Source organism: Flavobacterium azooxidireducens (genome assembly GCF_023195775.1).
GTDB lineage: Bacteria > Bacteroidota > Bacteroidia > Flavobacteriales > Flavobacteriaceae > Flavobacterium > Flavobacterium azooxidireducens.
In genome coordinates this window covers 3,754,926-3,767,605 of sequence record NZ_CP096205.1, presented here as the reverse complement: position 1 = coordinate 3,767,605, position 12,680 = coordinate 3,754,926, and the positions used below count along the sequence as shown (strand labels likewise).

Annotated in this window: 12 protein-coding genes and 1 tRNA gene; 10 read left to right on the top strand and 3 right to left on the bottom strand. The window is 33.8% G+C overall.

The features are described 5' to 3' along the window. The first annotated feature begins 25 nt into the window (after window positions 1–25). On the top strand, window positions 26–844 hold the full coding sequence (locus M0M57_RS16410; protein WP_248434179.1) for an SDR family oxidoreductase: 819 nt from the start codon (window positions 26–28) through the stop codon (window positions 842–844). Window positions 845–1,004: 160 nt separating this feature from the next. Next, entirely contained in the window at window positions 1,005–1,661 is a 657-nt protein-coding gene (gene fsa, locus M0M57_RS16405; RefSeq protein WP_112084545.1) for a fructose-6-phosphate aldolase, read from the top strand. 67 nt (window positions 1,662–1,728) lie between these two features. Here fsa and M0M57_RS16400 read toward each other — a convergent pair whose 3' ends face one another. Next, window positions 1,729–3,135 carry a thioredoxin-like domain-containing protein gene (locus M0M57_RS16400; RefSeq protein WP_248434178.1) on the bottom strand — a complete coding sequence of 469 codons (1,407 nt, stop codon included), beginning with the start codon at window positions 3,133–3,135 and terminating at the stop codon, window positions 1,729–1,731. A gap of 156 nt (window positions 3,136–3,291) precedes the next feature. On the opposite strand from M0M57_RS16400, the gene M0M57_RS16395 reads away from it, so the two are divergent. The 7 genes from M0M57_RS16395 to M0M57_RS16365 all read left to right on the top strand — a co-directional run bounded on the left by M0M57_RS16395 (window position 3,292) and on the right by M0M57_RS16365 (window position 11,269). Continuing rightward, on the top strand, window positions 3,292–4,908 hold the full coding sequence (locus tag M0M57_RS16395; protein WP_248434177.1) for an ABC-F family ATP-binding cassette domain-containing protein: 1,617 nt from the start codon (window positions 3,292–3,294) through the stop codon (window positions 4,906–4,908). Window positions 4,909–4,997: 89 nt separating this feature from the next. Then, window positions 4,998–5,531 carry a bifunctional pyr operon transcriptional regulator/uracil phosphoribosyltransferase PyrR gene (pyrR, locus tag M0M57_RS16390; RefSeq protein WP_248434176.1) on the top strand — a complete coding sequence of 178 codons (534 nt, stop codon included), beginning with the start codon at window positions 4,998–5,000 and terminating at the stop codon, window positions 5,529–5,531. Between the two features lie 126 nt (window positions 5,532–5,657). Next, window positions 5,658–6,584 (top strand): aspartate carbamoyltransferase catalytic subunit, encoded by a 927-nt coding sequence (locus M0M57_RS16385; RefSeq protein WP_248434175.1) that lies wholly within the window; start codon window positions 5,658–5,660, stop codon window positions 6,582–6,584. Between the two features lie 409 nt (window positions 6,585–6,993). Beyond that, the gene (locus M0M57_RS16380) at window positions 6,994–7,326 is read left to right on the top strand and encodes a ribonuclease Z (protein WP_248434174.1); all 333 of its coding nucleotides are present in this window, start codon (window positions 6,994–6,996) and stop codon (window positions 7,324–7,326) included. A gap of 35 nt (window positions 7,327–7,361) precedes the next feature. Further along, window positions 7,362–8,267 (top strand): ribonuclease Z, encoded by a 906-nt coding sequence (locus M0M57_RS16375; protein WP_248434173.1) that lies wholly within the window; start codon window positions 7,362–7,364, stop codon window positions 8,265–8,267. Between the two features lie 193 nt (window positions 8,268–8,460). Continuing rightward, complete coding sequence (locus M0M57_RS16370; RefSeq protein WP_248434172.1) at window positions 8,461–9,303, top strand: universal stress protein; 843 nt, start codon at window positions 8,461–8,463, stop codon at window positions 9,301–9,303. 418 nt (window positions 9,304–9,721) lie between these two features. Continuing rightward, a complete protein-coding gene (locus M0M57_RS16365) occupies window positions 9,722–11,269 on the top strand; it encodes an AbgT family transporter (protein WP_248434171.1) in 1,548 nt (515 codons plus the stop codon). 163 nt (window positions 11,270–11,432) lie between these two features. Here M0M57_RS16365 and M0M57_RS16360 read toward each other — a convergent pair. Beyond that, window positions 11,433–11,506 (bottom strand) — tRNA-Arg (locus M0M57_RS16360). Between the two features lie 71 nt (window positions 11,507–11,577). Here M0M57_RS16360 and M0M57_RS16355 point away from each other — a divergent pair. Continuing rightward, on the top strand, window positions 11,578–12,090 hold the full coding sequence (locus M0M57_RS16355) for an adenine phosphoribosyltransferase (RefSeq protein ID WP_248434170.1): 513 nt from the start codon (window positions 11,578–11,580) through the stop codon (window positions 12,088–12,090). Here M0M57_RS16355 and M0M57_RS16350 read toward each other — a convergent pair. After that, window positions 12,087–12,203, bottom strand: coding sequence for an SsrA-binding protein (locus M0M57_RS16350; protein ID WP_248436772.1), 117 nt, complete (start codon window positions 12,201–12,203; stop codon window positions 12,087–12,089). The two genes, M0M57_RS16355 and M0M57_RS16350, sit on opposite strands and share 4 nt — an antisense overlap. Between the last annotated feature and the right edge of the window lie 477 nt (window positions 12,204–12,680).

Sequence of the window (12,680 nt, the reverse complement as noted above, 5' to 3'; positions counted from 1 at the left end):
CTATCTTTACTTTTTAAACCCAATCATGTCAAAAATAATTCTCATCACTGGCGGTTCCAGCGGAATTGGTAAATCAATCGGCACTTTTTTACATCAAAAAGGCTATGTTGTTTACGGAACAAGTAGAAATCCAAATCAAGTAAAAGATTCCGTTTTTCCTTTGTTGCAATTGGATGTTAGGGATGTGAATAGTATTAAAAATGCCATTTCCGAATTAATTCAAAAAGAAGGCAAATTGGATGTGGTCATCAACAATGCCGGAGTCGGAATTACAGGTCCGCTCGAAGAAATTCCCACCCAAGAAATCAAAAACAATTTTGAAACCAATTTTTTTGGACCGATTGAAGTGATAAAAGCCGTTTTGCCACAAATGAGAAGTCAAAAATCGGGTTTAATTATCAATATTACTTCCATTGCCGGTTATATGGGATTGCCGTATCGAAGTGTTTACTCCGCTTCAAAAGGTGCATTAGAAATCATCACCGAAGCCATTCGAATGGAAGTAAAATCCTTCGGAATTCAATTAACCAATGTAGCTCCCGGCGATTTTGCTACCAATATTGCTTCCGGTCGTTATCACGCTCCGTTAAATGATGATTCGGCGTATAAAATTCCATACGAAAATACGTTAAAAATGATGGATGAACATGTCGATTCAGGTAGTAATCCAAACGAAATGGCTTTTGCAATTTATAAAATTATTGAAACTAATAAACCAAATGTTCATTATAAAGTGGGAAGTTTTCTCCAACGTTTTTCAGTTGTTTTAAAACGAATTTTGCCTGATAGGGTTTATGAAAGAATGTTGATGAAGCATTACCAGATCAATGACAAAAAGCAATAACAATGACAAAAAGCAAATTCAAAAATCAAATTCAAAAATCAAATTCAAAAGTCAATAACAAAAATCAATTAGGAGTTCATTCCAATTGATTTTTGATATTGACATTGTAATTGTTATTGATTTTCGTAATTTTGCATTCGAATTTAAACACAACTCACATATGAAATTTTTTATTGACACCGCCAACCTCGATCAAATCAAAGAAGCTCAGGCTTTAGGTGTTTTAGATGGCGTAACTACAAATCCGTCTTTGATGGCTAAAGAAGGCATTAGCGGAAAAAATAATGTGTTGAAACATTATGTAGACATTTGTAACATTGTAACCGGTGATGTAAGTGCCGAAGTAATCGCAACCGATTATGACGGAATGATTAAAGAAGGTGAAGAGTTATCGGAATTACACGATCAAATCGTTGTAAAATTACCAATGACTAAAGAAGGTATCAAAGCATGTAAATATTTCTCAGATAGAGGAGTTAAAACAAATGTAACCTTAGTTTTTTCTGCCGGACAAGCTTTATTAGCAGCAAAAGCAGGAGCAACTTATGTTTCACCATTTATCGGAAGATTAGATGATGTTTCTACTGATGGTTTAGCTTTAATCGAAGAAATTCGTGATATTTATGACAACTATGGTTATGATACACAAATTTTGGCTGCTTCAGTTCGTCACACGATGCACATTGTAAACTGTGCAAAAATTGGTGCCGATGTAATGACCGGACCATTATCTGCTATTTTAGGATTATTGAAACATCCGTTAACTGATATTGGATTGGCTCAGTTTTTAGCTGACCATGCGAAAGCAAATCAATAGTTTTTTAAACATAAAAAAAATCCCGTCACTTGAAAAAATGACGGGATTTTTTGTTTTTATAATTTTCTTATTTCAACTGTTCACCAAATTTCACATCAAACAAGTTGACAAAACCATTGTGAATTTTTCCTGATTCGTTTAAGATGATAGTACGGTGTAATTTTGTTATTACCCATTTATCTTTTAATTCTTCAAAATTATCGGCTCTAAACTCATTGATCGTTCCAAATCTGTGATTTTCTAATACTTTTTTCCATTTGATTTGATCTTCATCAATATTAATGGCTACAAATTGATAATCAGGGTTGTTTTTGTGAAAATCTAATGCTTTTCTGTGAACAGCCAATAAATGCGATTCTGCATTTTCTGTCCAAAAGAAAACAACGGTTTTTCGATTTAAAATTGTTTGACTATTGATTTTATTACCATTCAAATCAACCAAAGTAACAGCCGGTAAATCATTCCCAAGTGCAAGATTTTGAATAGATGAACCGATTTTGTTAATTTCGTTTTGTTTGCTTTTATCAGTAGATAATTCGTTGTAACGAGCTAAGAATTTTTGATTGTTAACAATATTTTGATCTTCTAACAAATAAGAAAAAGCAATATTGTTTAGAATTTTATTTTTTATTTTTTCGTTCTTAAAAAGCGTGTCGGCAATGTTTAATTTATGAATGTGTTGCTCTAAATCTTCATCTTCCAAATTAGTTGAATTAGGTTGACTAAACGACACATTTCCCAAAAAATTAGTTAAGTATCGAACGAACGGAGAATAACTTACTAATGATTTATTGTTAAAGTCAACTTCATTTCTGAAATTATAATAATTAGTAGGTAATTTATCATTTACATTTTCACCCGTTCTCATTTTGTGAGCCATCGGATAAATTTCTTTTTTTGAGTAATGATGAAAGCTCAACATTGTTTTTGCATACAAATCAAAGTCATCATTCCATTTTATTTTTTCTTTTTTGGAATTATAAAACTCTACTTTACTGTCATAGGATGAATCACAATTTGAGATGAACTTCTCTACATCATAATCAAAAACATCAAACATTTTGTTTCTATCGTCTTCATTTTTAAGATAAAGCTCCATTAAAAAGTTGTTCTTTTCATCGCCACGACCACAAAAAACAATAGATTCGTCAAATTCTACAGGATTAATGCGAACCATCAAACTATCATTTTTGTCAAAATAAACATATTGATATTCAGGCTCGTGTTTAAAAGTATATAAACCGGGAGCTAATGAATCAAACTTGTGAATAAATCGGTTATTTTTATCCAAAAAAATAGTATCAACAACTTCATCATCTTTTAGAAATAAGACAAAGTTAGTTTTGGGATTGATTACTTCACCACCAAAATAAGCTGTATAATTATCATTGCCAAATTCTTTTTGACATCCAATAACTACAAATAGTAAGGCGATAGGTAATGAGGAAAGTATTTTTTTTGAATAGGCAATCATTATGTGGTATTAGTTTATAACAAAAGTATTTTTTCTAATGTTTATATCTTGTTAACAGACAGTTAAATTAAACCTATATTTATTCTAAATAACTGTGGCTCAAAAGTGCTTTATTTTTTCTACTTTTGCAACGCTTTTTAAAAATATAGAAAACACATGTTGACAGTTTCAAATTTATCGGTTCAGTTTGGCAAAAGAATTTTGTTTGACGAAGTGAATGTAACCTTCACACAAGGCAATTGCTACGGAATTATCGGAGCAAATGGTGCCGGAAAATCCACGTTCATGAAAATTATTTCTGGCGAAATGGATCCAACTTCCGGTAGAATTATTTTGGAACCCGGAAAAAGAATGTCGGTTTTAAACCAAAATCACAATATGTTTGATGAACATACGGTTTTGGAAACGGTTTTGATGGGAAACAAAGTGCTCTATGCCGTTAAAGCAGAGATGGATGCTTTGTATGCCGATTACAATGATTCGAATGCCGACAAAATTGGAGAATTGCAAGTGCAGTTTGAAGAAATGAATGGTTGGAATGCCGATTCTGATGCCGCTGCAATGCTATCAAATTTAGGAATTACAGCCGATTATCATTATAATTTGATGGGCGAATTGGAAGGAAAACTAAAAGTTCGTGTCCTTTTAGCACAAGCTCTTTTTGGAAATCCTGATGTGTTGATTATGGATGAGCCTACCAACGATTTGGATTTTGAAACCATTGGTTGGTTAGAAAATTTCTTAGCTAATTATGAAAACACCGTTTTAGTTGTATCGCATGACCGTCACTTTTTAGATGCGGTTTGTACGCATGTTTCGGATATCGATTTTGGAAAAATTACGCATTATTCTGGAAATTATACATTTTGGTACGAAAGTAGCCAATTAGCCGCCAAACAACGTGCTCAACAAAACAAAAAAGCTGAAGAAAAGAAAGCAGAATTAGAAGAATTTATTCGTCGTTTTAGTGCCAACGTAGCCAAATCAAAACAAGCTACTTCCCGTAAAAAAATGATTGAAAAGTTAAATTTAGATGAAATAAAGCCTTCCAGCAGAAGATATCCTGCCATTATTTTTGACCAAGAGCGTGAAGCGGGTGATCAAATTTTGAATGTAGTAGGTTTGAGTGCATCGATGGAAGGTGAAATACTTTTCAAAAATGTAGATTTAAACATGGCAAAAGGAGACAAAGTCGTTGTTTTTTCTAAAGATTCAAGAGCTACCACCGCTTTTTATGAAATTTTAAACGGAAATTTAAAAGCTGATGCAGGAACTTTTGATTGGGGAATTACTACAAATCAATCCTATTTGCCAGCCGATAATCATGCTTTTTTTGAAAATGATTACACCTTAGTTGATTGGTTACGCCAATGGGCAAAAACGGAAGAAGAACGTGACGAAGTTTATGTTCGTGGGTTTTTAGGGAAAATGATTTTCTCAGGAGAAGAAGCTCTTAAAACCGGACGAGTTTTATCCGGTGGAGAAAAAGTACGTTGTATGATTTCTCGAATGATGATGCTTCGTGCCAACGTTTTAATGCTTGACGAACCAACCAATCACTTGGATTTGGAATCAATTCAAGCGTTCAATAACTCATTAAAAAACTTTAAAGGTTCGGTTTTATTTACGACACACGATCACGAATTTGCTCAAACTGTTGCCAATCGCGTTGTTGAAATTACACCAAATGGCGTGATCGATCGTTATATGACATTTGATGAATATTTGGAAGATGATAAAATCAAAGAATTAAGAAAGAAAATGTATAGCTAATTATAATTTGAATCCTGAGACTTTGTTTCGGGATTTTTTTTAAAATAAATCGTAAAAAATTATATCTTTACACACCAAACAACACAACCATGAGTCAAAAAGTATTGCTCACTTCCAAAGAAGTCAATATCATTCTCCATCGTTTGGCCTGTCAGCTGATTGAAAAACACCTTGATTTTTCGAATACTATTATAATTGGATTACAGCCTCGCGGATCTTTTCTAGCCAAAAGAATTGTTCAACTTTTACAAGAAGAATATCAAGTTAAAAATATAAAATTCGGATTATTAGACATCACTTTTTTTAGAGATGATTTCCGTCGTGGTGAAAAGCCATTAGAAGCCAATAAAACAGAAATTGATTTTATAGTGGAAGATAAAAAAGTCATATTTATTGATGATGTTTTATACACCGGAAGAAGTATTCGATCAGCTTTAACCGCCATTCAATCTTTCGGAAGACCAAGCGAAATTGAGCTTTTAGTGCTCATTGATAGACGATTTAGCCGTCACTTGCCCATTCAACCCGATTATCGTGGAAGACAGGTGGATGCTATTAATAACGAAAAAGTAAAAGTCTGCTGGACTGAAAATGAAGGCGAAGATACTGTATATTTAGTTTAAAAGGATATTAGATTACTGGATTTTTGGATTCTTAGAAAGTTCAAAAAATCTAACAATCCAAAAATCCAACAATCTCAAAATCGAACAATCGAATAATCCAACAATCGAAAAATCGAACAATCTAGAATGAAAGAATTAAGTGTTAACCATTTATTAGGCATCAAATACCTTCAACCCGAGGATATTCAACTTATTTTTGAAACAGCCGATCATTTTAAAGAAGTGATTAACCGTCCGATTAAAAAAGTTCCGTCTTTGCGGGATATTACAATTGCTAACATCTTTTTCGAAAACAGTACACGAACAAAATTATCATTCGAACTCGCTCAAAAAAGACTTTCTGCAGATGTGATAAGTTTTTCAGCAGCTCAATCATCCGTTAAAAAAGGGGAAACACTAATCGATACAGTCAATAATATTTTGGCCATGAAAGTGGATATGGTTGTGATGCGTCATGCTAATCCGGGAGCTGCTTATTTTCTTTCAAAAAATGTAAACGCGAGTATAATCAATGCTGGTGACGGAGCACACGAACATCCTACACAAGCGTTATTAGACAGTTATTCAATCAGAGAACGATTAGGCGAAGTAAGAGGGAAGAAGGTCGTAATTGTTGGTGATATCCTGCATTCCAGAGTGGCACTTTCTAACATTTTTGCCCTTCAAATGCAAGGAGCTGAAGTAAAAGTGTGCGGACCAAAAACGTTGATTCCAAAACACATTGAAAGTCTAGGTGTTTCGGTTGAACCAAATTTACGAAAAGCATTAGAATGGTGCGATGTAGCTAATATGCTTCGTGTTCAAAATGAACGAATGGATGTCAATTATTTTCCGTCAACAAGAGAATATGCTCAGCAATACGGTGTAGATAAAGCACTTCTTGATTCATTAAATAAAGAAATCGTCATTATGCATCCCGGACCAATTAATCGCGGAGTGGAAATTACAAGTGATGTAGCCGACTCCAAACAATCAGTTATTTTAGAACAAGTTGAAAACGGCGTAGCGATCAGAATGGCGGTTATTTATCTTTTGGCGTCAAAAATTAAGTAATGATAAAATCAAATGGTTTAAAATATTTTTTATCTTTTTTGATCCTAATTATTACCGCTATATTTTTACTTTTTTTTGAATTTCTTCGAGATGGTTCAGGTCCAGGTTTACTGATTTTTTCAATTTATATGCTGATTTTAATTACACTTTGTTTGATTTCAAATAGTGTTTATTTTTTTTCTCTCAGTAGTAAAAAAAAGCTTTCAATAGTTTCTTTTATTTATTTAATTTTTTGTTGTTTTTCATTTCTCAATGATGAATTTATTATTTTACCATTAATTATAATTGGCTTAATTAATGTTGCTATTTGTTATTTTTTTTATAAATTTAAATTTTATTAAAATAAATTATTCAAAATCTCAGACACTCAGACACTCAGACACTCAGAATCTCAGCAACTCAAAAAAAAATGAAAGTTGATCAAAAAGGACATACAACCATTCTAAAAAATACCCAAGGCGATTGTTTAGCTTTTCTTGAAAAAGTCACCACGCAGCACAATAGTTTTAAAAATCAGAATTTAATTTTAGACATGTCGATGGATAAAGAAGTAAAACTGAAACAAATAAAATTGTTCAGTGATTTATCTAAAACGCATAAAAAAGGAAAAAAGTCATTTGTCATGGTGGTTCAAGATATCGATTTTAATGATGTTCCAACCAAATTAACCGTTGTTCCCACACTTTTAGAAGCTCACGACATTATTGAAATGGAAGAAATTGAACGCGATTTAGGTTTTTAACCGATAACAGACAACAGACAACGGACAACTTCCTCATGAAACTAACCATCCTCGGCTGTTACGCCGCCACACCTCGCACCATTACCAATCCAACTTCACAAGTTTTAGAAATTAAAAACCGTATGTTTTTGATTGATTGTGGAGAAGGAACACAGGTTCAATTGCGGAAAAACAAAATAAAATTCTCAAAAATCAATCACATCTTTATTTCGCATTTACACGGTGATCATTTTTTTGGTTTGGTGGGATTGATTTCTACGTTTATGCTACTCAATCGTGAAAGTGATTTACATATTTACGGTCCAAAAGGCGTGAAAGAAATTATTTTGTTGCAATTACGGGCCGGAAATTCATATACAGGTTACAATCTTTATTTCCATGAATTAGAATCGAAAGAAAGTCAAGTTTTGTTTGAAGATGAAAGAGTGATCGTAAAAACCATTCCGCTCAAACATCGCATTTACACGAACGGATTTTTATTCCAAGAAAAAAATAAAGAACGCAAACTCAACATCGATAAAATTCAAAATCTCGGAATAGATGTCGTTTATTACCAAAAAATAAAATACGGTGGCGATATTACATTAGATAACGGAACAATAATTCCGAATCACGAAATTACTTTTAATCCTGAACACGAAAAAAGTTATGCTTTTTGTTCGGATACTATTTATAATGAAGATTTAATTCCGATAATTGAAAATGTAGATGTTTTGTATCACGAATCTACCTTCTTAGAAAAAGAATCGCATTTAGCCGAAAAAACAATGCATACAACCGCCAAACAAGCTGCCGAAATCGCTTTGAAAGCCAATGTCAAACATCTTGTGCTCGGTCATTATTCCACTCGCTACGAATCGATTGAACTATTTAAAACAGAAGCAGAAACTATTTTTCCAAATATTCTTTTAGCGGAGGATGGTAAAGAATTTGAGTTTTAAATTTTACTCAAAAGCAAAATTTAAACGAAACGCGAAACCTCAATCTTAATAAAATGTTATAACTGACAATTATCATTTCAAATTTCATTCATATTGATTAACTTTACTTGTGAGATGATGGGTGATGTATGATGGTCAGCCGAAAACCAACAACAGACAACCAATAGCAGAAAACCGAATAAAACTAAATATCATGAAACGTATACTATTCCCAACCGATTTTTCAGAGGCATCCAACAATGCTTTTGTTTACGCATTAAAATTAGCCGATGCAATGAAGGCAGAGTTAATAACCCTTCATGCTTATGAACTCCCGCAGTTACACATGGGAGGCATGCCTAACACACTCAAAGACGTATATGATAGTATCGAATTAGAAAACTTTGAAAACTTCAAAGATCAAATCCCACTACTTCGTGATATAGCAGAAAAATATAATTTAAGCCATGTCAAAATCAGTAACATTCTCAAACACGGCGATTTAATCTGGACCATCAAAAAAGTTACCAAAGACGAGAATATCGACTATGTGGTCATGGGTACAAAAGGAGCAACCGGCCTCAAAGAAACCTTTTTGGGCTCTAATACCGGAAGCGTAATGACAGAATTAGAAGCCTATGTCATAGGTGTACCACAAAATTCAGAATATGCTGGAATTCATAACATTGTCTTCACTACAAGATTCCGCGAAAAAGATTTAATAGCACTCCGAAAAGTAATAGAATTAGCAAAACTGTTAAATGCCAAAGTACATTGCCTTTACATACAAACCAAAAAAACAGATGTAAATCCGGTTGTAATTCAAGACTGGAAATTTCTATTTAAAGACGAAAAAGTAGTTTTTCACATTTTTGAAGATGAAAATGTTCAGCAAACCATACTCAATTTTGTCGATTCATATAATGTTGATATGTTGGCCATGCTTAATTATAAACGCGGATTTTTTGAAGAATTATTCAAACAAAGTCTCACACAAAAATTATCCTATCACGTTCAAGTGCCTTTGTTAGCCATTCATGAAAGTCGATTAGTTTAGGGCGTTCGGGCGGGCTTTCCGTTCCAACTCCTCACGAATAGACCTATTTTTTATCGGATTTTGTTGGGCTTCCGTTGGTCGCCCACAAACCCCGTAAAAAATTAGGCCTATTCGTTGCGGGGTTTCCACTTCAATCCCTAACGCAAATTCAGTGGCATTTAGTAGATTTCAGTCACAGTTCACCCCAATCTTGTCCTGAAGGAAGGATATTATAATAGCAAGTACATTAAATTCTACTTCACCTCTTTTTGGTTCCAAACCCTATGACCTTCAACCCCAAAACTTTGTGGCTTCCTTTCTTTGTGGCAAATCCTTAGTGGTTCTTTTCCATCACCAAGCAGTCAAACAACAGAAAACCAATAACAGCTTACTGATTACAAAAAAATTACTACATTAGTGCCATAAACAAACTAACTATATGGAAGAAAACTTACCTGTAAAAAAGGGTTTTGTAAACAAAGCCCTCGACTTTATTGAAAAAAAAGGAAATAAATTGCCCGATCCGGCCATTTTGTTTTTCAGCCTCATGATTGGAATTTGGATCATCTCAGCCATTTTATCCAATTTTACTTTTGATGTAATTGATCCCCGTTCGCAAGCACCAATACAAGTAATTAATTTACTAAGCGGAACTTCACTTGCAGCATTCTTGTCCAACATGGTCACCACCTTTACCGGATTCGCTCCATTAGGAATAGTTTTAGTAGCTATGCTTGGAGTTGGAGTTGCAGAACATGCAGGTTTCATCAACGCCGGACTTAAATCAATGTTGAGTATTACACCAAAAGCTTTATTAACACCAATGCTTATATTGGTAGCTATCGTGTCTCACACCGCTACTGATGCGGGTTACGTGTTAGTTATTCCACTTGGAGGGGTAATTTTCTATGCCGCTGGCCGTCATCCTTTATCGGGAATTGCAGCTGCTTTTGCCGGAGTTTCCGGTGGATTCAGTGCCAATTTTGTACCTTCCGGTATCGATCCGTTGTTGCAAGGATTCACTCAATCGGCAGCACAAATTATTAATCCTGCAATTGAGTTAAATCCACTTAACAACTGGTTTTTTACATCAGCTTCAACCTTATTAATTGTAATCATTGGTTGGTATATCACAGATAAAATAGTTGAACCTCGATTAAAATCGGTTTCTGTAGAAGTTAATGCAGACGAACAACCCACAATGGACAAGCTTTTACCAAAAGAGAAAAAAGCGTTCTGGGCAGCTTGTTTAGTCATGATTGTTTGTCTGTTAGCGTTATTTTTATGGGCAGCTCCTGCAGACTCTTCGTTGCGATCGGAGTCAGGTGATTTAGCAGCTCTTTCTGCACCTTTAATGCGTTCAATTGTACCATTAATATTCATTATTTTCTTAATTCCCGGAGTGGTTTATGGCTTAATGTCTGGAACTTTCAAAAAGTCAAAAGACATTATTGATAGCATGACAAAATCCATGAGCGGAATGAGTTATTATATCGTGATGGCTTTTTTCTGTGCTCTATTTATAGATGCTTTCACTAAATCAAATTTAGGAGCTTTGTTAGCCATCAAAGGAGCTTCTGGTTTAAAAGCATTGGCTCTAGCACCTGAAATTACAATCGTTGGAATTATTCTGCTGACAGCATTTGTAAATTTATTTATAGGATCTGCTTCTGCAAAATGGGCTTTGTTGGCTCCAATTATGGTACCAATGTTAATGCAATTAGGTATTTCTCCAGACTTAACACAAGCTTCTTATAGAGTAGGAGATTCGGTTTCAAATATTGTAACTCCGTTAATGCCTTATTTTCCTTTGGTTGTTGTGTATTGTCAAAAATATGTCAAGAGCACTGGAATTGGAACTTTGGTTTCAATGATGATTCCATACTCTATTGCTTTTATGGTTTTATGGACAATATTCCTTTTGATTTATTGGGCTTTAGGCATACCGCTTGGTTTGCAAGCTTCCTATGAGTATATTGCACCTTAATTTAATAAAAAAATCGCCAAACGTAGTTGGCGATTTTTTTATTATTATGACCTTGACTGGATTTTGCAAACAACATCCAACAAAGCTCTTCTTTGAAAATAGCAAAAACAAAAAAAACGCTCAAGCAAGCTTGGCGTTTTTTCTTTTTGTTACTATTTATTCGTGACCTCGACTGGATTCAAACCAGTAACCTTCTGAGCCGTAATCAGATGCGCTATTCAGTTGCGCCACGAGGCCTTAATGCGGGTGCAAATATAGTAATTTTTGCGTAACTTGCAAATCAAATTTACTTTAAAAATCACTTTTTTATGGCTTTAGAAAAATATATTCGTGACATTGTTGACTTTCCGAAAAAGGGTATTGTTTTTAAGGACATTACGCCGTTACTTGCAAGTTCAGAAGCGACTTCAGAATGCTTACAAGTTCTTTTAGAGAGTTTAAATAAACAAAAAATTGATAAAGTTGTCGGAGTTGAAAGTCGAGGTTTCTTCTTCGCAACACTGTTAGCACAAGAATTAAATGCCGGTTTTATTCCTGTGCGAAAACCGAAAAAACTTCCTTTTAATACGATTTCTGCTTCCTACGAATTAGAATATGGTTCAGATTCATTAGAAATTCACATTGATGCAATTCAAAAAGGAGATAAAGTTTTAATTCACGATGATGTTTTAGCTACCGGAGGAACAGCTAAAGCCGTTTGTGAATTAGTAGAAAAATTAGGGGGTGAAATTGTTCAGCTCAATTTTATAATGGAATTATCCTTTTTAAACGGAAGAGGAAAAGTAAAAGAATATCCTGTTTTTGCAGTGATAACATACTAATTATTTTTATCCAACGCTCTAGTTGTCACAAAATATCGCCAACCTATAATTGCCATTTGCCATTTTTTTGCTTTGGCTAAATCTAAACGTTGTTTGGTAAAACTAGGAAGTATAGCTTTGTTTAGTTTTTAAAAAAAATTATACTTTTTTAAAATTTTTATAAATGATAAAAGAAGCTTTCTCAATACTAAAATGTGAGACTGTTTTTTTTATTTGATTAAATTTTCATCAAAACTTAGTAATTTAAAAAAGTGTAAAATACCTATAAGCGGCAATTTTCTTTCTTAAATTGTGTGCTAAAGCCATTAATCCGAACTCTAATTCTGTTTTTTCGATTCCTTTTAATGAAAATCGTAAAAAAAAATGTTGTTATGTTTGAGTTGAGCGAATACGAGTTCTACATTGGCTGTGCGTTGTTCTCATTTTTGTAATCCTGTCTAGCTTGTTAGGAGTTCTCTTATTTTTTGTTTGTGTCTCTCAAGATTGAGGCTTCTCTCTATACTCCGATTTCCTTTTTTCGTTAAAGCATTGACCTTGTAGAGTACAACCATCGCAGTTTTTGGCTTGGCAATACGATAAATGTTGTACAT